18 protein-coding genes are annotated in these 20715 nt (G+C 48.4%); 12 read left to right on the top strand and 6 right to left on the bottom strand.

The window, feature by feature from the left end:
- Positions 1-83: 83 nt before the first annotated feature.
- The 3 genes from QNJ26_03555 (at position 84) to QNJ26_03545 (ending at position 5059) form a co-directional block, all read left to right on the top strand.
- Positions 84-2687, top strand: coding sequence for an FAD-linked oxidase C-terminal domain-containing protein (locus QNJ26_03555; protein MDJ0984598.1), 2604 nt, complete (start codon positions 84-86; stop codon positions 2685-2687).
- Positions 2688-2789: 102 nt separating this feature from the next.
- Positions 2790-4031 (top strand): (Fe-S)-binding protein, encoded by a 1242-nt coding sequence (locus tag QNJ26_03550; GenBank protein ID MDJ0984597.1) that lies wholly within the window; start codon positions 2790-2792, stop codon positions 4029-4031.
- Between the two features lie 134 nt (positions 4032-4165).
- Positions 4166-5059, top strand: a complete 894-nt coding sequence (locus QNJ26_03545; GenBank protein MDJ0984596.1) for a dihydrodipicolinate synthase family protein — start codon at positions 4166-4168, stop codon at positions 5057-5059.
- Positions 5060-5107: 48 nt separating this feature from the next.
- Here QNJ26_03545 and QNJ26_03540 read toward each other — a convergent pair whose 3' ends face one another.
- Positions 5108-6346, bottom strand: a complete 1239-nt coding sequence (locus QNJ26_03540; GenBank protein ID MDJ0984595.1) for an MFS transporter — start codon at positions 6344-6346, stop codon at positions 5108-5110.
- Between the two features lie 195 nt (positions 6347-6541).
- On the opposite strand from QNJ26_03540, the gene sppA reads away from it, so the two are divergent.
- Positions 6542-7528, top strand: a complete 987-nt coding sequence (sppA, locus tag QNJ26_03535) for a signal peptide peptidase SppA (protein MDJ0984594.1) — start codon at positions 6542-6544, stop codon at positions 7526-7528.
- A gap of 28 nt (positions 7529-7556) precedes the next feature.
- Here the strand turns inward: sppA and QNJ26_03530 are convergent, their stop codons facing one another.
- The gene (locus QNJ26_03530; GenBank protein ID MDJ0984593.1) at positions 7557-8582 is read right to left on the bottom strand and encodes an alpha/beta fold hydrolase; all 1026 of its coding nucleotides are present in this window, start codon (positions 8580-8582) and stop codon (positions 7557-7559) included.
- A 175-nt stretch (positions 8583-8757) separates the two neighbouring features.
- Here QNJ26_03530 and QNJ26_03525 point away from each other — a divergent pair, with 175 nt between their 5' ends.
- Positions 8758-9165, top strand: coding sequence for a PA2779 family protein (locus tag QNJ26_03525; GenBank protein MDJ0984592.1), 408 nt, complete (start codon positions 8758-8760; stop codon positions 9163-9165).
- Positions 9166-9768: 603 nt separating this feature from the next.
- On the opposite strand, the gene QNJ26_03520 is transcribed toward QNJ26_03525, so the two are convergent.
- Complete coding sequence (locus QNJ26_03520; protein MDJ0984591.1) at positions 9769-11058, bottom strand: serine hydroxymethyltransferase; 1290 nt, start codon at positions 11056-11058, stop codon at positions 9769-9771.
- A 154-nt stretch (positions 11059-11212) separates the two neighbouring features.
- Here QNJ26_03520 and QNJ26_03515 point away from each other — a divergent pair, with 154 nt between their 5' ends.
- Complete coding sequence (locus QNJ26_03515) at positions 11213-11416, top strand: zinc ribbon domain-containing protein (protein ID MDJ0984590.1); 204 nt, start codon at positions 11213-11215, stop codon at positions 11414-11416.
- A 294-nt stretch (positions 11417-11710) separates the two neighbouring features.
- Here QNJ26_03515 and QNJ26_03510 read toward each other — a convergent pair whose 3' ends face one another.
- Entirely contained in the window at positions 11711-12130 is a 420-nt protein-coding gene (locus QNJ26_03510; GenBank protein MDJ0984589.1) for a cyclic nucleotide-binding domain-containing protein, read from the bottom strand.
- 78 nt (positions 12131-12208) lie between these two features.
- Entirely contained in the window at positions 12209-13378 is a 1170-nt protein-coding gene (locus QNJ26_03505; GenBank protein ID MDJ0984588.1) for a pyridoxal phosphate-dependent aminotransferase, read from the bottom strand.
- A 185-nt stretch (positions 13379-13563) separates the two neighbouring features.
- Here QNJ26_03505 and QNJ26_03500 point away from each other — a divergent pair, with 185 nt between their 5' ends.
- Complete coding sequence (locus tag QNJ26_03500; protein MDJ0984587.1) at positions 13564-14769, top strand: TRC40/GET3/ArsA family transport-energizing ATPase; 1206 nt, start codon at positions 13564-13566, stop codon at positions 14767-14769.
- Positions 14750-14980, top strand: a complete 231-nt coding sequence (locus QNJ26_03495; GenBank protein MDJ0984586.1) for a hypothetical protein — start codon at positions 14750-14752, stop codon at positions 14978-14980. The genes QNJ26_03500 and QNJ26_03495 overlap by 20 nt, the downstream gene beginning before the upstream one ends.
- Before the next feature lie 113 nt (positions 14981-15093).
- Here QNJ26_03495 and QNJ26_03490 read toward each other — a convergent pair whose 3' ends face one another.
- Positions 15094-16071, bottom strand: a complete 978-nt coding sequence (locus tag QNJ26_03490; protein ID MDJ0984585.1) for a uroporphyrinogen decarboxylase family protein — start codon at positions 16069-16071, stop codon at positions 15094-15096.
- Positions 16072-16263: 192 nt separating this feature from the next.
- Between QNJ26_03490 and QNJ26_03485 the strand changes: the two genes are divergently transcribed.
- From QNJ26_03485 to QNJ26_03470, 4 genes are all read left to right on the top strand, one after another.
- A complete protein-coding gene (locus QNJ26_03485; GenBank protein MDJ0984584.1) occupies positions 16264-17181 on the top strand; it encodes a sugar phosphate isomerase/epimerase family protein in 918 nt (305 codons plus the stop codon).
- 270 nt (positions 17182-17451) lie between these two features.
- Positions 17452-18216, top strand: a complete 765-nt coding sequence (locus QNJ26_03480; GenBank protein ID MDJ0984583.1) for a transporter substrate-binding domain-containing protein — start codon at positions 17452-17454, stop codon at positions 18214-18216.
- Between the two features lie 72 nt (positions 18217-18288).
- Complete coding sequence (locus QNJ26_03475; protein MDJ0984582.1) at positions 18289-20340, top strand: ATP-binding protein; 2052 nt, start codon at positions 18289-18291, stop codon at positions 20338-20340.
- Entirely contained in the window at positions 20337-20702 is a 366-nt protein-coding gene (locus tag QNJ26_03470) for a response regulator (protein MDJ0984581.1), read from the top strand. Before QNJ26_03475 ends, QNJ26_03470 begins: the two co-directional genes overlap by 4 nt.
- The last annotated feature ends 13 nt before the right edge of the window (positions 20703-20715 follow it).

The following is a 20715-nucleotide window of genomic DNA, read 5'->3' as shown; positions in this document are numbered from 1 at the left end:
GCTCCATCTTTTAAAATACGACAGAATTTTTTAACTTTAGTCACTTTAGATCACTTTAGTCACTTCACACTCAAGGTCGATAAATGCTGAATGATGAATTCATATCCAGCCTTCGGCAAATCGTCGGCGAGGCCCAGGTTTCTGTGTCACGGGCAGAAACCGAATTGTATTCCTATGATGCCTCGCTGGCTAAAGGGCAGCCCGGTGTGGTTGTTTTTCCGGCCGACACCCATGAGGTGGCCCGGGTCGTCAAAGTAACCCGTGACGCCGGGGTTCCATTTGTGCCGCGCGGGTTTGGCACCAATCTTTCGGGTGGCACCGTATTGATATCCGGCGGTGTGGTCATCTGTCTGTCGCGCTTAAATAGGATCATCGACATTTCACCGCAACGTCGCTGTGCGGTGATACAACCCGGTGTTACCAACCTAGAGCTTCAGAACGCCTTGGCACCCTTGGGCTTTTTCTATGCACCCGATCCCGCCAGTCAGAAAGTGGCGACCCTGGGCGGCAATGTCGGTGAAAATTCCGGTGGCCCCCGCTGCTTAAAATATGGTGTGACCACTAACCACATCATGGGTTTGGACGTTGTTCTTTCCAATGGTGAGATGATTCACGTCGGCGGTTGCGCTTATGACCCGCCGGGATATGACCTTCGCGGCACCCTGATCGGCAGTGAGGGCACCATGGGAATCGTAACTGAAGTCACGGCGCGCATCCTACCGCTGCCTGAAAAAATTATCACTCTGCTCGTTGTCTATGATGATATTGGCGATGCGGCTGAATCGGTATCGGATATTATTTCGGCCGGAATTTTACCCACTACGCTTGAAATGATGGATGCCCCGATCATCAATGCGGTCGAAGACAGTTATGCCTGCGGCTATCCGCGGGATGCAGCGGCGGTGCTGATCGTAGAAGTCGAAGGGCTTTCTGTCGGCCTTAAGGACCAGGTCGCTCAAATCAGCGAGCTGTGTCGTCAAAATCATTGCCGTGAGATTCGTGAGGCCAAAGATGACGCCCAGCGCAATCGCCTCTGGGAAGGCCGGCGCGGCGCATTCGGTGCGGTGGCGCGTCTGGCCCCCAATTATCTGGTCAACGATTGCACGGTGCCGCGAACCAAATTGCCCGAGGCGCTGGCGCGGGTGGCGCAGATCGTTGCTAAATACGATTTTAAGCATGGCAATGTGTTTCATGCCGGAGACGGCAATCTGCATCCATTGATATTTTTCGATTCCAGGGATGCCGATCAGCTCAAACGGGTGAAAAAAGCGGGCTGGGAAATCATGCAGGCCTGTGTCGAACTGGGGGGCACCATTTCCGGTGAGCATGGCGTTGGTCTTGAAAAAATTGATGCCATGCGTCTGGTTTTTTCAGAATTGGATTTCATTGCCCAAAGGGGCGTACAGCAAGCCTTTGATTCGGATAGACTGTTAAATCCCGGTAAAGTCATTCCGCTATCCCCTTCAGAAGAAAGCACCCATAAAACTTCTTTGCGATCGCCGATTGTCAGCACAGACTATCAGAGTGCGGCTGAAAAGGAACTGAGCGAGACGATTCAAAGTACAGCTGCCAGGGGAAAGGCCTTGATACCCACCGGCTGCGGTACGTTTCCGCATTTTGGCAACGTGCCCATTGGTGACTGTGACCGTTTAAATAGCGCTGTGCTTGATAGGATTTTTGAGTTTGACCCTTACAATCAGTTTGTATCGGTAGGGGCCGGCGTCGGCCTTGATGTTCTCCAACGGCAACTTGCAGAGCAACACCAGTGGCTGCCCCTGCGGCCCTCTTTCGCGCTACAAGATCATTCTATTGGCGGTGTAATGGCGCTGGCCGCCTGCGGGCCCGAACGCATGCACTACGGTGCTCCGCGGGATCTTGTTTTGGGCCTACACTTTTTAAACGGCAGCGGTCTGACAATTTCAGCCGGCGGTAAGGTTGTCAAAAATGTCGCCGGCTATGATATGACGCGTTTGATGATCGGTTCTGCCGGGACCCTGGGCCTGATTACCGAAGTGACCTGTCGTACAATGACCATACCCGAGCGCTGCAGCGCCATAACGGTAGAAGGATCCTTATCGGCCTGCGCAGCTCTTGCGTCGCAGGTGATCACATCTCAACTCATACCGGTTTTTGTTGTCATGCGGCCGGCAAATGGGCAGGCGGATGAAGACACCCGCCGACGCTACAAATTGGCGTTCGGATTTGAGGGGTTTGATAAAACCGTTACCGAGCAAATTAAAAGAACACATATATTATGTGATAAGGCCGGTTTGACCCAAAACCCGGAACAAGATTATTATGTTCAGGATGGCATTTTCAAAAATGTCTATGCAGAGCTGTCACAGGCAGCTTTCATTCTGCGGGCTGACCTTCCCCTTGACCAGACGATCGGGTTTGTTCAGGTGCTGGATAAACAGGTGCCGGACGCCAAATTATTCTTAGATGTCGGCTGCGGCCGCATCTTGGCCGGCTTTGAAAACCTGTCCAATGCTCTGTGGGCTCAGCTGTGGGGCCTCGGCGATCGACTGGGCGGGCATGTGGTCATGGAAAAAGCGTCCGCTGATTTCAAAACGCATAACGATGTTTTCGGAGTCGATCGGCCGCAATGGAAGGTGATGCACCGTATCAAGGCCGCCCTGGACCCGCAGCATGTATTTTCACCTGGTCGTTTGCCGGGAAAAGTTTAGAAGCAATCTCAAAAATGCATCTAATCCGCCGGAGGCGGACCCTTGGACGTGATCTACTATTTTTGAGATAGCTTCTGGTTTTTGTATTTAAGAAAATATATCATGACCATTTCCGAACATTACGACGAGATATCGCATTGTAACCGCTGCGGGTTCTGTCAGGTGGCCTGCCCGATATTCCGCTCCACCGGCCACGAGACCGGCGTTGCGCGCGGACGGCTGGCGCTTTTGCGAGCCATTATCGAGGACCGTTTAGAGTGGAGCCCGGACATCGAGGCTCCCCTTTTTGATTGTTTGCTCTGCGGCGCCTGCACAGCCAACTGTTTTCCCGCAATCCCCACTTCTGAATTGATCATCAAGGCCCGGGCGCAGTATCTGCAAAAAGTGGGTCGCAAATCGATTCATCGTCTGCTCTTTGACCATCTGTTGCCATATCCGCGACGACTGCATCTGGCTGCGCGTGCAGTGGCGCTCGGAAAAAATACCCGTGTGGCGGATCTGGCGCAGGCCCTGGGATTATTAAAAATTTTCGGGCGTGATTTTGAGCATGCCAATGAGATTGTCGCGCGATTTCCCACACGACCGTTGCGGGATAAAATCAAAACCAGAGCCCACAGCGGTAGCGGCCAATCCCTGCGCATTGGCTATTTTGTCGGTTGCGGTGTTGATATTATCAGTCAGGCGGCCGGCCGGGCGACCCTGCGGCTGTTGAAAAAGATCGGCAAATCAGTGCATGTTCTGGACAATGGTTGCTGCGGCCTGCCCGCCTGGTCGTACGGTGATCTGAAAGCGGCGCGCAAGCTGGCCCGCCGGAACCTGCCGATTCTCAGCGAGCAAAATTTCGATGTCGTTGTCACGGACTGCTCCAGCTGTGCTTCTTTTTTGAAAAGTTATCACCGGCTTTTTCGCGAAACCTTAGGGGAACATGACAGGGCGATAGCGGTCGCCGCCCGCGTAAAAGATATGGTAGAATTGATTCATGTAAACGAAGTGACAGCCACCACGTCAAACACCGGCGTCAGCGTGACCTATCATCATCCCTGTCACGCGACGCGGGGACAGGGGCTTGCAGCCGAGCCCGGTGAAATTTTGAATCGTCTGCCGGGCGTTGAATACCGGCCGCTACCTGAAGCAGACTGGTGCTGCGGCGGTGCTGGCTCTTATGCGTTTGCGCATTATGAGCTGTCCCAGCAGGTACTGGAACGCAAGATGAACAATGTGAAAGAAAGCGGTGCGGACCTGTTGGTCACCTCATGCCCGGCCTGTATCATGCACCTGTCATATGGTGTGCGCAAACACGGTCTTAACATCAAAGTCTGTCATATTTCAGAGATTGTTCAGTAATTTTCTGGTTCAGAGGTTCAATACTTCGGCCGCTGGCTACTGGCGAAGAGCCAATGACCGGTACTGACAGCCAGCAGCCAGAGACCAGCAACCGGCCGGTTGATCCTGTCAAAATAAATTAAAAGGATATGAAAATGACCCAGATTGACTTGAACGGCATCTTTCCCCCGATTCCGACGCCTTTTATCAATGAAAAAGTGGCTTATGACAAGCTGGCAGACAATATCGAACGCTGGAACGCGACCGGTTTGAAGGGGTTTGTGGTATTGGGGTCAAATGGTGAATATGTGGCCCTCTCTGAAGAGGAAAAGCGAGCGGTTGTCGATACCGTCGTTCAATCGGCTGGAGATAAGATGGGGATTATCGCCGGGACGGGCTGCGAATCCACCTTTGAGACACTAAGGCTCACTGAAGACTGTGCCAAACTGGGAGCCCATGCCGCCCTGGTGATCTCACCCCACTATTATGGCGGTCGAATGAACGAAGCCGCCCTGGTCAAACATTATACAGCCGTAGCGGATCAATCGCCGATCCCGATCTTATTATACAATGTCCCCAAATTCACCCACATAAATTTGGCAGCCAATTTGGTTGCCCACCTCTCCGAGCACCCCAATATCATTGGTCTAAAGGATAGCTCCGGCAATGTCATTCAACTGGGGGAGATCATAAATGCAGCCGCCAAAGAGTTTAATGTGCTGGTGGGAACGGCCGGTGTATTATTCAGCGGTCTGACTATCGGCTGTGTGGGGGGCATTAACGCCCTGGCCAATGTCGCTCCGCAACAGTGCGTGGCCATCTTGGATCTGGTAAAGGCCGGCGATTTGGATGCCGCCCGACAGTTGCAGCTTAAAATGCTGCCGGTTAACCAGGCGGTGACTGCCGTCTATGGTGTGCCGGGGTTAAAGAAGGCTATGGATATGCTGGGCTATTTCGGCGGCGATCCCCGCTTGCCCTTGCTGCCTTCCTCAAAAAGCGAAAAATCAGAAATTAAGGCCATTTTAAAAAAAGCGGATTTGCTTAATTGAAGTGCCACCTTTGGCCCCAAAGAAGACAGAGCGTCCACTGTAATAGCTTTATGAATGGCCCTTATTTTTTTCCCTTGTGAAAACGTAAAGTATTGTCACACTTACCAGACAAACAAGGCATAACAAAAACGACGCATCGAAGGCCGCCGGGCCGCGCGAGGCATCCGGGTACAGATGCTGCATTAAAGTCCCCAACCCTTGCAAAAAAATCGCCGGGCCCAGCATGTTAAAAAAATTAATGCCGGTCATGGCGGCCCCTGCCATTTCCTGCGGCATCAGGTCTTTGATATGCGGATACATCAACATTCCGCCGGATGCCGCCAGCCCAAACATAAAGAAAACGGTCGCTATCAATAACAGCCCGGTTTTTGCAGAAAAGGTCGTCAGTGCCAGTGAAATAGCTGCCATCATCAGCAGGCAAAAAACAATTAGTCCTTTGCGCGATTTGAATACCCTGTCCGACAGCGCTCCCCATAATGGACTTCCAATAATCAGGCCCACATTCATCAGCAATATCAGGTTACCCGTTCGGATGGCTGAATAGCCCATGACTTCGATCAAAAACGGCCCGGCCCACAACGCCTGAAAAGCGGCAAAGGTCCCGTAGCGAACCAACGTGGCGTATGAGATGATCCAGTAGCTTTTGTTTTTTAGGAGCAGGGCCAGATTGGAAAACGCCTGAGCCAGACTGATCGCTGCTGCGCTGCTTACCGTGTGACTTGAGGAGTGTTCAGGCCGATCGCGCACGACCAAAAATAGTGTCAATGTTAAGATTAAATTAATTCCGGCAATCAGCTGGAAGCTGAGGCGCCACCCGAATTGATCTACCAGTACGACCAGCGGCGTAGCGGCAACCATGTTGCCAAACGTTCCAATTGAAGCCACCAGGCCTGTTAAGGTGGCAAATACCAGGGGTTCAAACCATTCGGTTAACAGTTTAAATGTGCCCATTAAATTGCAGGCCATGCCGACCCCCAGCAGGACCCGCCCAATTAAGCCAAAGCCCAAAGAATCGGCAATGGAAAACAATACGGCGCCCACCACACCCATTAAAGAGAGAACCGTCATCATCCATCTGGGGCCCACTTTATCCAGAAGCACGCTGATCGGAATTTGCGTTAAGGCAAACCCATAAAAAAATGAAGCCGACAATAATCCCAGTTCCTCTGTGTTCAGGGATAGGTCCCGGATCAGCTCCGGGGCAATCACCGCGTTTGATGTCCGGTAAAACTGGGACAGGAAAAAATGGGATGTGGCCAGTATAAATATGATCCAGCGTCGAGACATGGTTGATTTCTTGAGTTCTGGCAATTCAACTTATTATACGGTACGCAAGCCTTTGGGTTATCATGGGGCCTCGCTATTTTGTCAAGCACTTTAGTCTTACAGGTCAGGGGCGATATTAGATCCCTGCAATTTCTTGACAGCTTGTTCGTGTTTCCCTATCTTTTGCTGGTAAAAACCAATTTTAAGGAAAATAAAATGCGAAAACTTATCGTCTTGTTTGCGGCTATGGCGGTGCTGCTATTTCTCGGCTGCCAGGGGGCTAAGATAAGGCTTTTTTCCAGCGCTGCTGATCCCCTGCAGGAATACACCTTGGAGGGCACTGCCACAGGTAAAGTGCTCGTCATTCATATCAGAGGCACGATATCCGATGCGCCCCGGCGGCGAATTGTGACGACGCGGCCAAGCATGCTGCAAGAAGTGGTATCGCACCTGCGCAAAGCCGAAAAAGACCCGGAAATCAAAGCCCTGCTTTTGAAGATCAATTCACCCGGAGGGTCGGCTACCGCCAGTGACATCTTGTACCATGAAATTGTCGCTTTCAAACAAAAGACTGGGGCAAAAGTAGTGGTCGCGATGATGAATGTCGCCGCCTCGGGCGGCTATTACATATCGCTTCCCGCTGATTATATTCTGGCGCATCCAACAACGGTGACCGGTTCAGTGGGCGTTGTCTTTTTACGACCGGATGTGGCCGGGCTGATGAATAAAATCGGCATTGGGGTTGAGGTGCGCAAAACGGGAAGAAACAAAGATATGGGGTCGCCTTTTCGGCAGGCGACCGAGGAAGAAATACAAATTGTTCAAAACCTGATTGATCGCTTGGGAGAACGATTTTTAGATCTGATTGATGCGCATCGCCGGATCGATTCCCAGCACTTAGAACAGATATCGACAGCCCGTATTTTCTTAGCCGATGATGCTTTGAAGCTGGGTCTGATTGACCGGGTAGGCTATCTCCCGGACGCGGTCCACGAGGCCAAACGTCTGGCTGAACTGCCGGAAAATGCCAAAGTGGTCGTTTATCGCCGCACCGAATTTCCGGACGACAACCTGTACAATACATCTACCTCACGTTATGAAGGCCAGGGCATGTCAATCGTATCCCTTGATCTCCCTGAATCCCTGACATCCTATCAGGCGGGCTTTTATTACCTGTGGCAGCCCGGCGCGATGGGAGATTAATTCAGTTCAAAACCGCTGAACACCTTTTTCAATCTGGCTGATTTTCTTGATTAAATTTGGGTTGTTCGCTTGAAAGATGGACAATGATAGCGTCCACCATTTCCTGCCACATATGACTGCCGACGGAAACCGCATCAATAATGAGGTGGTGCATGTCGACCTCGGTTGCGGTCTTATCTTTTGTAACTGGATGAACCGTCCATTGATCAAGATCATGTTTCTGGACCATTTCCTGCATACTGGCATATGAAACCAGTTCATCCTCTGCATCGATAAAGACGATGGAGGGGATATTTATTTTTTGGGGATCCAGATGATCTTCAAAATGGGCATGCATGTCAAACAGCGCATTGTAAGCCGCCATGGGCGTGCCGTCATTGGCGAGATAGGATTTATGCCCGACGCTGGGTATAACGAGACTCGGAAAAGGCGAAAAAACTTGTATCAGATAATTTCTCTGCAGCATAGCTATTGCCGGGGCTAGCAGCACCATTTTGTCAAATTTTACATTTGGGTTTGATGCCATCATATCGATGCCCAGCAGCCCGCCCATCGAAAAGCCAATTAAAAACATGGGTTCCCCGTATAATATGCTTCTTTTCTTCGCCATCTGATAGGCGTTATACGCTTCGGTCTTCCACAGCGGGTATGATACCGATTTGAATGCAACCATGCGGGCCTCATCCGGACTTTTATTATCAATCGGCGCAAAATTGATGCCGTGACCGCGCAACGACAGATTCAAACAATCGATTCCGCTGGTGTTTAATACGTCGATAATGGCTTTCATTTTATCCGGGCGACAGTTGAGGCCATGAATAATCAGTGCCACCCCTTTTAGCTCGGTATCGCGCTGCCTGTTAAACCAGCGCACCGAGCCATTCTTTGCCGCTTGCGTTCCACTATCAATATTTAGCGTATTCGCAGTTGATGAAGGGACCTTTAAATTTAATCCGGCATGCAGACTAGCAGCACCCGTATCAGCATAACAGCAGCTGCCGGCTGGCAAAGTTAAAACCAAAAAGATGAAGGTGATCGATAGGGCTTTCATCATAAGCATTTTTGATTTGGAGTGGTTATGCGCCGGTTTATAACATAAAACGGGTATAGCAGAAAAGGCGCAGATCGGATAGTCGCATAGTTTCTGTAGCAATAGATTTGACAACCACTTTTAGATTGAATATAAGGGCTTCACAGTTGTCCCTTAGCCATTAAGGAGGAGACCCATTATGAAGCACTTTCGCTCCAGTGTTAAACCGATCGGATGTTTTATGGCTATTTTCATGCTAATGCTCTCCGGCCCGTTGCAATCCGCTATGGCGGCCATGGTTGGGACCGAGGCGGCCATTGATATCCAGCGCGCTCAAGAAGCCCGTGACTATCTTCAAAGCATTCTGGCGCGTGAAGATGTGAAAAACATGTTGCTATCACAGGGTGTTGATCCCCAGGAGGCTAAAAACCGTATTGACAGCCTTACAGATGAAGAGGCGACCCGGGCAGCCGATCAATTGCAGGAGCTTCCCGCCGGTGGCACGGGTTTTTTCACATTGCTTTTGATTGCGCTGCTCATTGTTTTTCTGGTCCTGTTAGCGACAGATATTGCCGGATACACCGATATTTTTCCATTTGTAAAATAATACAAATTTAAAGATAGCCATAACACAGGATCCGCAAGAAAAGGGCGGCTGCGGCACGCCCTTTTCTTTTTTTCCCTTTCTTAAATAGACCATGCGCCTCAATTTGGGGCAAACCGCGCTTTTCAAACCGGGGATATGTCAAATAATTGGCAAATATGTAAACATTTCCATAAACAGATGTGAACTAAAAGTCATAACCACCTTTCTGATCGAATCCCAATATTATCTTAAAATATTGATTTTATTATTAATATACTACTTTTTGCCGGTTTTTATCGATTCTGGCATGCTATTTGTATAGTTATATAGAAAAAACGATAACGATCTTCTTGGTCTCTCGAATGTGCGTGCATCTTCCCCTGCGGGCTTCAAACTACTTAGGCGAATGACCACGCACGAGAACAACGGCATTCAGGGAGCCATGAGAAAAAAAGGCAGAGCCAACTAAGGATCTGCCTTTTTTGTTTGTATTCAGGTTTGCCGGTTGCCAGCCGAAGGTCCTCGTGAAACGGGATTTTGCCCGTTGAGCCGGTTTCTATCGGAAGAATGTCTGATTTTATTTTTTCGGGCAAACGGGCCAACGGGTAACGGGCTCAACCCTTATTAATTTTCTAAGCGCTTACCTTCTAATACCTTCAGTTGCTTGGGCTGGGGCTTATCATAGCTGTACTTAACGCGCCGGTATTCAGATCGGAAACGGTTTACCTCTTCCTTAACCGGCTTGCGATCCATAATGCATTCCTTCATCAATTCGGCAATGCGTTCCATTTCCGCCACACCCATGCCGAAGCGGGTCATTTCCTGAACACCGATTCGAATGCCGTCCGGATGGTCATGCGCCTTAAGAGGCTCATGGGGAAGCATATTCATATTGATAATAATATCATTAATTTCCAGGTTTTTTGATACCCGTTCACCTCCGCGAAATTCGCGCACATTCACTGCCACCTGATGACTTTCGGTATACCCGAATTCCTTGGCCTGAACATCAAAACCAAAGCGATCCAGGGCAGCTGCCAGCGCTTTGGCATTTTTAATGGTATCCACAGCGTATTGTTCACCAAATTCCATCATTTCATAGGTGCTGATGGCCATTTGGGCCAGTGTATCCAGGTGGTGATTACTGGATGACCCGGGGAAGGCACCTCTATCAATTTTACGCCATTCTTCATCTTCCATATTGCTTAGGATCAGACCGCGCTGGCTGCCATAATAGGTTTTATGAGTGCTGGCGGTCATCAGAAAGGCGCCCTCTCTCAAGGGCCGCTGAAATTGTTTGCCGGCAATAAGACCCAGCACATGGGCCGCATCATACATAATCCGCGTACCATTATGCTGGCAAGCTTCATAAAGCTCCTGCACAGGCTCTGGAAACAAAAACAGGCTCTTGCCCAGGACAATAATTTTGGGTCTGGCTTTTTCGATCAGGTATATTGTTTTTTCAAGGTCAAGATGGTACCCGTCCGCAGTTAGGGGAATGTCAATAATATTTTTAGTGAACTTTCCAAGTGAGCCCTCTCGATGATGACTGATATGGCCACCAGCCGGTGTGGAGTTCACCATTACGACATCACCGGGATTGACAAAGCGACTGAAAACCGCCTCGTTGGCATTGGTGCCGCTAATGGGTCTGACTTCAGCGTGACTGCATGCAAAAAGGATTTTTAAATTGGTGGTCAACTGATTTTCGATCTCGTCGATATAAGACGTGCCCCGGTAATAGCGTTCGCCCGGGTGGCCTTCGGCATAGCGGTGCGCAAAATCGGATCCGGCCTGAGCGCGAACACGCTCGCTGACGATATTTTCACTGGCAATTAGGTTGATGCATCGATTGCGCCATTGGGCCTGTTTCTGGATCAGTTTTTCGATTTCATTGATCTCCTTTACATACATGCTAAGAATCTCCTTTATTTTGAATTAAACTCTGCATCTTTCACAGTTCGATTCATTTGTCAAACAGATCATTATAATTTCTTTATGACTTGCGGGTATGCCTAACCGGGCTTATCTTTACATTAAATATCTGTAAATATGGAGGATAAGAACCATGCCGATTTACGAATATAACTGCGAGCACTGCAGCCATAAATTTGATAAGCTGGTGATGAGCGCTAATGATCAGGTGAAATGTCCCCTTTGTCAGGGAGCCGTGAAAAAACTGATGTCAACCTTTTCGGTTGGTCACGATGATAAATTGGGCGGCAACCTGCCACCGGGGGTTGGGGGATCCAAGATGTGCTCAAATTGTTAGCGTTATGTCGCCTAATAATATTACCAAAGTCATGTGGTATTTTTAATTCAGTGGAGTTCTATAAATAACACAATGTTTATGGTTTCAGGTGTCAGGTTTCAGGTGTCAGCAGAAACCGAGATGACAACGGATAGCAAAAAAGCATTTCGTCTGTAATAGCTACGGAGTAACAAACGTCCGAATTTAGTAACCGAAGACCTACTACCTGACACCTGAAACCCGACACCTGACACCCCAAAAACGGCTTGTTAAATTACTTGCGGGACGCAACTTTAGCGGGACACTTACGAGCCTTCAAGATATTGTGGGATACAGTTCGAGCAGACGATTGCCCAGCATCTCCGCCAGGCGCTTAAACAGCAGGGCCTCGTTCTGGGGATATTTTTTGAGAATTTCAAGAAACACATCGCGGTCAAATTTGAGCAAGTTTGTTTCTTGCACGCATTCGCCGCTGGCGGAATAGGTATCTCTGCCGATTAGACCCGACCAGCCGATGATTTCCCCCGGCTGCTGAACTATATATACCGTCGGCCCTCTGTCGCCCAGACTGAGCTTTATCCGCCCTTTGAGAAGCACATAAAAATGTCTGGCCGGATCGCCTTCCTGAAACAGTATATCTTTTTCATGCTGGGAACATTTTTCGGCAACATCCATAACCTCCATGGTAAAATCCCGGCCCATTCCCATAAAAAAATCAGACATCTTAATATACATGGTGTTATTCCTTTTTACAGCTTGAAAAAATGGTGCCATTGACAGGTTCCATCCGTTTGATCGGATGGAAGTTTGGATTCAGAACTTTTGCAGTGCGTTTTTAAATCCCGCCATAGATCCGGTAATCACTGAATCCGGAACAGCATAGGACAGCCGAAAGTAGCCTGGCCCGCCAAAGCCGACACCCGGCACTGCTAGGATGAGCTCCTCCTTTAAAATACCGGTGAATTTGACATCATCGGGCAGCGGGCTTTTGGGAAACAGGTAAAATGCGCCTTCGGGTACATGAAATTCGTAACCGATTTCAGAAAGGCCCTGGCACAGTAAATCCCGCCGTCGATGATAAATGGAGACATCAACCGTGACTCCCTGCAACTGGGCGACTGCATGCTGCAGTAGGCTGGGGGCGTTAACACACAGCATGGTATTGATCACCGCCGCGGCGCTGGCTACCAACCCGGCGTCTTCAGCTTGCGGATTAACGGCCAGAAAACCGATGCGCTCCCCGGCCAAAGACAGCTCCTTGGAATAGGAGGTCACGATAATCGAATGGGCATAGGCTTGAAATATCGAAGGCACTTCCACATCATAGGCGATTTTGCGATAGGGCTCATCGGCCACCAGATAAATGCGCCGGCCGAATTTTTGACTGGCATCGTCCAGCACCCGGCCCAGTTTGGACAGCTCCTCAGCCGAATAGACAGCTCCGGTGGGATTATTGGGTGAGTTGAGCAGCATCACCCGGGTCTTATCGGTTATGGATGCTGCGATGGCAGCCGTATCCAGATGAAAATTGCTGTCGGTGGGGACGGTTTTTATGGTTGCTTTGGCAACGTAGGCATAGTGGTCGTAGCCTATAAAATAAGGGGCCGGCACCAAAATTTCTTCGCCGGGGTTGATGACCGCATTGAGGGCATCATTTAAAGCACCGGCGGCACCGACGGTCATGACGATTAAATCCGGGGTTAGGCTGACATCATGTATACCGCTAAGATAATCAGCCACCGCCTGCCGAACATGGGGATAACCGGTATTAGGTGTATAGCCGTGTCCGAGGGATTCATCACCGACCAGCTCTCTGAGCACTTTTTTAAATTCCGGCGGTGGCGGCACGTCCGGATTGCCCAGTGAAAAGTCAAAAACCTTGTCCGCTCCATGCTCGGCTTTGAGCCGGGCACCTTCTTCGAACATCTTTTTGACCATTTCCATCCCCTCGACCATTTTAACCATCTGATCTGCTATCGGCATAATTTTCTCCTTTATAGGTGAAATCGCAGCTGTTCATGCTTATGAGTATAAATGCAGAGCCCAGTAATGGTCTGACAAAAATTTCAATACCATAGGCAGTTTATTGAATTCAAGCATTACCCGAAGCTGAATCCATCATAAGTGAGCGCTCGCTCGCAGTCAGATAATAAAAAAGGAGTTTGCCTGTGCGAATTATCTTTTTTGCCGGCAAAGGCGGAACCGGTAAAACCTCAATAGCAGCCGCCACAGGTATCCGGGCAGCGGAAATGGGCAAAAAGACCGTAATCATGTCTTTGGACGTCGCCCATAGCTTAGGCGATATCTTTGATCTTGAAAAAAATCTGCTCGATCAAAACAAAGGCCGGCCCGTTCAAATCAATCCCAACCTCTACATCCAGGAAATCGATATCCAGGAGGAAATCACACGATACTGGCGTGATATTCATCGTTATCTTTCCAGTTTATTCAACACCACCGGACTGGATGAAGTTTTGGCAGAAGAGCTGGCCATTTTGCCCGGAATGGAAGAAGTCAGCTTACTGTTGTATATCAATCAATATGTGCAGCGGGAAAAATATGATGTGATCCTGCTGGATTGTGCGCCCACCGGGGAATCACTGCGGTTTATCAGCATACCGGCTACCCTGGAATGGTATATGCAAAAAATTTTTAGATTGGAAAGAACACTCGCCAAATATGTCGGACCGGTAGCTAAAAGATTCACCGATGTACCCCTGCCCGATGACGATTACTTTAAAGCGCTTGAAGAGCTGTTCGAGCGCTTAAAAGGGGTTGATCAGATTTTAACGGATCCCGAAATAACCACAGTGCGCTTGATCACCAACCCTGAAAAAGTGGTTCTCAAGGAGACCCAGCGGGCTTTTATGTATTTTTGCTTGTATAAAATGAGCATTGACGCGATCATTATGAACCGCATTTTGCCCGAGCAAATCACTGAATCTTATTTTAAAAGCTGGATCAAAGATCAACAGCAGCACCGCCAGACCGCTGAGGATATTTTTAGCCCGGTACCCATTTTATCAGTCGATCTATTTCAGGGTGAGATTTTAGGCTATGCCAAACTGAAGAAACTGGCGCACCAATTATACGGCAAGAAGAACCCGCTGAAGCGATTTTATAAAGATGAGCCTTATCAACTGGTCAAAGAAAACGGCAACTATCATCTGAAAGTAAAACTGCCCTTTCTAATGAAAAAAGATGTCGAGTTGAACAAATTTTCTGATGAACTCATCATTCGGATCGGTGGTTATAAACGAAACATTCTACTTCCAAGACAGGTGGCGTCAAAAGAGCAGGTTATCGCTAAGCTAAAGGGCCGGGTCTTGGACATATGCTTTGAAGGAGCAGAAGATGGCAGCCAAAAAGAGTGAACCCCAGATGGCGATTTGCCCTGTTGGCAAATTTTTTATGGACCTTGAAAATGTGTTGGGGAAAAAATCGGGTTTTGTTAAGCACATGACCCAATCCCGTATTGAGTTTTTAAAAGCCATGCGCGCCTTGCTGGATGAAAGAATTGACAGCCTTGAAAAAGAAAAAGCGCCTAAAAAGAAAAAGCGAATGACCAAAATCAAAGTCAAGTGACGATTGCGGGTCAACGGTAAAAGCAACGACTGAAATCAGTCGAAGGGGTTATGCGGTAAATGATGAACAATATACTGGATGGAAAGCCCATCAGCCTTGATTGATCTGGTGCTTTATGGCTGTTGGGTGACTTCCTCCAACATCTTACGATAATACACATAATTTTCAAACGGCACATCTGCGCGCACGCGGCCGTCGGCCAGCGGGATGTAGCCACCGTCTTCTATCAACGGGGGAACCTTTTCCTCGATTTCCTGCCGGATGGCGGCCTTATCTTTGCGCAACGCATCCAGATCAATGCCGCCGATCAAACGCAAATCGCGACCAAATTCTTTTCTCAGGCGGCGGTAATCCATGGCTTCAATATTGACCTCGCAAGCCCACAGGCAGTTAAATCCCCATTTAAGGATAAGTGGAATTAAAATACGGGAATTGGCAAAGGTCTGGAAACAGATGGTGGCGACCCGGTGTTGGTGGAGCACTTCCAAAATCGGTTCATAGCTTTTCAGGACAAACTCTTCATACATCTTCGGCGAAATCAAGGGGCGGTCATTCCCGCCGATGGGTTCGCTGAATACAATGGCATCAACGTCCACCTCCTGCAGGATACGATCGGTTAAGCGGGCCGCAAAATCGCCCTGAATTTGCAGGTGCTCGTGGACCTGATCGGGCTGCTCTACCAGCATGATCATGGCATCCCTAAACGAATGCCAATCCTGCACACCCATGGTCAGAAAAAAACCACGGTGCACATACAGCATCAGCACATGGTCTCTGGATCGCCAGGCGCGCACTCGCCGGGACCATCGAGTGGGAAGTCGCTTTTTATCGGCAGGATCCAGGCGGCGCTTGAATTCCTCCGGATCGGCAAGCGAATGGCCTTTGAATCCGACTTTGGGCCGGGGCTCCAGATCTACTTCAATACGTTCCCGCTCATCAGAAGGAAACAGTTTGGCCAGATCGGAACCACGGGCCAGACCCTGTTTGCGCCAGGCCTTCAAGACATCTTTGCGGATACCCTCTTCAAAATACGGGACGCGATCAGGTGCGCCATAACACATGGTTTCCCTGAAGCGCTCGCGGCTGGGCATTGTTTCTCTTGTGTCTGGGTGCGACATATTAGGTAGCAACAATTTGATACGGTTTTGCTAAACGACTATGCAGAAATCAGCAAATGGTCAAATATAAAAAATTCGCTGTTTAGAGTCAACAAAACCATTTTGACAGACTGCAATTCCATGGTTAGAAGATAGTCAATTAGCAAAACAGAAAGGATTTGGGGGATGCTGGCGCTTTCAACATCCTGGCTGTCAGATAAAACTGCAACAGTAGCAGAATTGATCGCAGCCTTTAAAAATCTTGGTATTAGCGAAATCGAGCTTAGCTATCGAATGTCGGAAGCCATGTTTCTTCAGCTAAAGGGGCCACTTAAACAATCGGGGCTGAAAGTCGTCAGTGTTCACAATTATTTTCCGATTCCCTCTGTATGTGGCAATGTCAGAGGCAGCGGGGATCTGTTTCTGCTATCCAGTTCTGATACAGAGGAACGGCAAAAAGCCATTCACTACACATCCAAAACAATCCAATATGCAGCCGAGGTCGGGGCCGAAGCAGTCGTTTTGCATTGCGGATTAGTCGAAATGAATCATGAACTGCACAAGCTTTATCAATACTTTAATTCGAATCAGCTCCTTTCAGAGGAAGCACAAATCTTTATTCGCAAAAAAGTAAAAGAGCGGGATAATCAAAAACAAGCCTACTTGGATAATTTATTGTTCAGTTTGGAGCATTTAGCACCCTTAGCAGAAAAGCAGGGGCTGATGCTGGGGCTGGAAAACCGGTATCATTATCATGAGCTGCCCGGACTTGATGATTTTAAACTTATCTTTGATACCCTAAAAGGTGCCCCGATTGGCTACTGGCACGACACCGGTCATGCGCATGCCAATGAGGCCCTGGGATTAATTCCTAGAAATGCGTTGTTGCAAAATTATGCAAATCGGCTTATCGGCGTCCATCTTCATGATGCTAACGGTCTTGATGATCACATCCCCCCGGGTACCGGTGAAATTGATATTATGACGCTAAAACCGTTTCTTGAGGCCGAGACCCTCAGGATATTGGAGATAAAACCTGGTATACCGGCATCAGAAGTATTAAAAGGAATTCGATTTATCCGCAAAAAATTGCCGGAAGTATAATTTTTTCCTGCTGTCAGCACCGGTGCTTGCAAAGATGGATAACAAGTTTTATTGACTTTGTTGACCCTATTTAATAACTATTTTCATATTGAATGCATTTCCAGATCGGAATTGTGAAATCGCCCTGATCCCACAAACTCTTTCCAGATCTTATTCAGAAGCACAGCCTGCTCTGAGTCGCATCCTGAGCAAAGAATCCCCTTAATTCGTTCAACAATTTTGATAACGTATTCAGGTCTTTAATCCGTAAATGAGGAAAGGAGATCTCTCATGAAAAAACTGCTTCTGCTCGCAGCCTCAATACTTCTGCTTGTAGGTCAACCTGTGCTTTCAGCTGATTTAACGATTTTAACGGAAAATTTACCCCCTTTGAACTATGTGGATAATGGGGTCCTGGTTGGTCCTTCTGTGGAAATTGTACGAGAAATACAGAGAAGAGTTGGGTCAGAGGAGGAAATCCAGGTGTACCCATGGGCAAGGGCTTACAAAATGGCCCTTGAAGACAAAAACGTTATATTATTCGGAATGACGTATACCAAAGTGCGTCATGATAAATTTAAATGGGTTGGACCGCTAGCCACGAAAAGAGATATTCTTGTCGCCAAAAAGGATTCGGGAATCAAAATTAAAGATCTGGAAGACGCAAAAAAGGTCAAACGCATCGGCACACTTCGAGACGATACCAGGGGGCGCCTACTCCAAAGTCAAGGATTTACAAATCTTGAGCCTGTCTCAGATGAACAATTTAATGCCAAGAAGCTTGCATTGGGTCGTATAGATTTATGGGCCTATAAAATACCGGGTCTCAGAACCGTTTGTGATTTGGCCGGGGTTGACCACACCGCTTTTGAGGAGGTCTATCATCTACGCGAAATTGATCTTATGATCGCTTTTTCAAAAAAGACATCGAATTCGATTGTTCAAAGATGGAAGGCCGCTTTTGATGAAATGGTAGCGGATGGCACCGTCAAGCAAATTCAAAAAAAATGGAACTTCAAATTAGAGGATGATCCATTTCCCGAAATTAAGGACTAAAATACGCCGATTGCTCTCATCCAGACATCGCCTTTAAACAACGTACGGAACATGTCATAAAGGATTGAGTCCATGCAAAAAGCTGCTTCGTCTGAAACCTCTCCTAAAGTCAACAGCATCAGCCGTCGTTTTAGTTATACCCTGATCAGCATACTTACCTTATTGCTGATTGCTTTTGCTGCGGTTGTTATCATTGTTGATATCAGCAGAATTGATAACGAAATGCAAAAGCGGCTAGACAACGCCATCATGTTCGCCCAGAATAGTCTGCCAACGCCATTATGGAACATGGACTACCTGGTCGTAAATGATTTTGTTGACGCCTTATTTTTAGATGAATCCATTGTTCATATTAAGATATCTTGGAAAGATCAGCTGATTACCGAGAAAAATCGCACTGGGTTTCAACTTAAGAAGGATCAGTCGGGGGCAGCACCGCAATCGTTCAAAGATGCTGATCTGATCGCCAAATCATCTAAAATCTACTTTAAAGACAGTGTCATTAGTAAGATTTTAATCGTGATGTCACGCGAAAACGTAAAAAAACAGGTGCTGATTCAAATTTACAGCACAATTGCCCTGTTAATTCTCATCATTGCCACAATCTGGCTCACATCCATCTTTATCACGAGACGGTACATCTCATCCCCCTTACTAAAATTGCAGGAATCAGCTTCAATGATCGCCAGGGGCGATTTGGACACATTCGTTGATAAAAGCAGCAGTGATGAGATTGGCGTATTGGCGCAGCATCTGGATGTCATGCGTGGATCGATTAAGCAGTTATTTGCAGAGCTTCAAGAGAGCAAGGACAAACTGGAGGATTACAGCCGCACCCTGGAGCATAAAGTCAAATTGCGTACCCGCGAGCTGGCGCAGTCAGTGGAAGAGCTCAAAGCCCTGGGGGAGGTTAGCCAGGCCGTCAGCTCAATCCTTGATCTGGAAACGGTCTTAACAAGCATCGTTCGCCATGCGGTGCAGCTCTCAAAGACAGATGCCGGGACAATCTACGAGTTCGACGAAGCGGAGGGTGTTTTTGTGCCGAGCATAAACTATGGCGCTCATGCCGATCTTATTGAAGCGCTGCGCGAGTCGAGATTGCGTGTGGGAGACCAGACGGTTATCGGTCAGGCTGCTGTCAAGCGAACCCCGGCTCAGATTCCGGATCTTGCAGACGTGCCCAACTACCCCCTTTCTTATGTTCAACAGTCAGGTTATCGGGCTTTGCTGGCATTGCCGTTGTTGCGCGAAGACCGTCTTATTGGTGGATTGGTCGTTCGGCGCAAGGCGGCCGGCGAATTTCCCGCGCCGGTGCTCGACCTGCTTCAAACATTTGCCTCTCAGTCTGTGCTTGCCATTCATAACGCCCGTCTCTTCCGCGAGATCGAAGAGAAAGGGCACGAGCTCGAGAGCGCCAACCAGCATAAGTCCGAGTTCCTTGCCAACATGAGCCATGAATTGAGAACACCATTAAATGCCATTTTGGGTTATACAGAGCTGATTCTGGACAACATTTACGGTGCTGTACCGGTAAAAATTCAGGATGTTCTTGAACGCCTCGAAAAAAATGGCCGCCATCTCCTCAATCTCATCAATGATGTTCTGGATCTTTCTAAAATCGAAGCCGGCCAGCTTACCCTTTCGCTCAATGAATATTCAATGGAAGAGGTGGTTCAAACGGTGTCTACTTCTGTTGAAGCATTAGCAGCGGAAAAGGATCTCAAATTGAAAGTCGAAGTGCCCAAAGATCTAAAGATCGGCAAAGCAGACGAGCAACGCATTGCTCAGGTGATGTTAAACCTGGTCGGCAACGCGATCAAATTTACCGATGAGGGAGAGGTTAAAGTGGAAGTGACTGTTTCTAACGAAACGTTTTGCGTCTCTGTGCATGATACGGGTCCTGGAGTGACGGAATCCGACCAACAGAAGATCTTTGATGAATTCCAGCAAGCCAACGGATCCAGTACACGCAAAAAAGGCGGAACCGGTCTGGGTCTCTCTATTTCAAAAAAAATAATTGATATGCATGGCGGCCGCATCTGGGTGGAGTCAACACCTGGGAAAGGTTCGACTTTTCGGTTCACCTTGCCGATTCGAGTCGAAAAGCAAAGGAAACAACCATGAGTCAGCTGATTTTAGTCGTTGAAGACCAGGAAGACAACCGGCGGATCATACGGGATCTTCTCACAAGCGCCGGTTATGAGATAATCGAAGCGCTAACCGGTCAAGAGGGTGTCACGGTGGCTGAAACCCATCTTCCAGCTTTGGTTTTGATGGATATTCAATTGCCTGATTTTGACGGCTACGAAGCGACTCGCCGAATCAAGGCCAATCCTAAGCTGAGTGCTATCCCGATCATTGCTGTCACCTCATATGCCCTGAGCGGAGATGATGTCAAAGCATACGAGGCCGGCTGCGATGCATATGTCTCTAAACCTTACAGCCCGCGGGCTCTTTTGGCGAAAATTCGTGAATTCATACCCTAGCTAATTTTTTCAA

This window comes from Desulfobacterales bacterium, from assembly GCA_030066985.1.
Classification (GTDB): Bacteria; Desulfobacterota; Desulfobacteria; order Desulfobacterales; family JAHEIW01; genus JAHEIW01.
The sequence above is the reverse complement of the archived record's forward strand: the minus strand, read 5'-3'. Positions and strand labels throughout refer to the sequence as shown.

Coding starts and splice junctions, on each gene's coding strand:
- QNJ26_03545 (MDJ0984596.1), top strand. CDS start 4,166: ATGACCCAGATTGACTTGAACGGCATCTTTCCCCCGATTCCGACGCCT.
- QNJ26_03510 (MDJ0984589.1), bottom strand. CDS start 12,130: ATGTATATTAAGATGTCTGATTTTTTTATGGGAATGGGCCGGGATTTT.
- QNJ26_03480 (MDJ0984583.1), top strand. CDS start 17,452: ATGAAAAAACTGCTTCTGCTCGCAGCCTCAATACTTCTGCTTGTAGGT.
- QNJ26_03550 (MDJ0984597.1), top strand. CDS start 2,790: ATGACCATTTCCGAACATTACGACGAGATATCGCATTGTAACCGCTGC.
- QNJ26_03485 (MDJ0984584.1), top strand. CDS start 16,264: ATGCTGGCGCTTTCAACATCCTGGCTGTCAGATAAAACTGCAACAGTA.
- sppA (MDJ0984594.1), top strand. CDS start 6,542: ATGCGAAAACTTATCGTCTTGTTTGCGGCTATGGCGGTGCTGCTATTT.
- QNJ26_03515 (MDJ0984590.1), top strand. CDS start 11,213: ATGCCGATTTACGAATATAACTGCGAGCACTGCAGCCATAAATTTGAT.
- QNJ26_03525 (MDJ0984592.1), top strand. CDS start 8,758: ATGAAGCACTTTCGCTCCAGTGTTAAACCGATCGGATGTTTTATGGCT.
- QNJ26_03475 (MDJ0984582.1), top strand. CDS start 18,289: ATGCAAAAAGCTGCTTCGTCTGAAACCTCTCCTAAAGTCAACAGCATC.
- QNJ26_03555 (MDJ0984598.1), top strand. CDS start 84: ATGCTGAATGATGAATTCATATCCAGCCTTCGGCAAATCGTCGGCGAG.
- QNJ26_03540 (MDJ0984595.1), bottom strand. CDS start 6,346: ATGTCTCGACGCTGGATCATATTTATACTGGCCACATCCCATTTTTTC.
- QNJ26_03470 (MDJ0984581.1), top strand. CDS start 20,337: ATGAGTCAGCTGATTTTAGTCGTTGAAGACCAGGAAGACAACCGGCGG.
- QNJ26_03505 (MDJ0984588.1), bottom strand. CDS start 13,378: ATGCCGATAGCAGATCAGATGGTTAAAATGGTCGAGGGGATGGAAATG.
- QNJ26_03490 (MDJ0984585.1), bottom strand. CDS start 16,071: ATGCCCAGCCGCGAGCGCTTCAGGGAAACCATGTGTTATGGCGCACCT.
- QNJ26_03530 (MDJ0984593.1), bottom strand. CDS start 8,582: ATGATGAAAGCCCTATCGATCACCTTCATCTTTTTGGTTTTAACTTTG.
- QNJ26_03520 (MDJ0984591.1), bottom strand. CDS start 11,058: ATGTATGTAAAGGAGATCAATGAAATCGAAAAACTGATCCAGAAACAG.
- QNJ26_03495 (MDJ0984586.1), top strand. CDS start 14,750: ATGGCAGCCAAAAAGAGTGAACCCCAGATGGCGATTTGCCCTGTTGGC.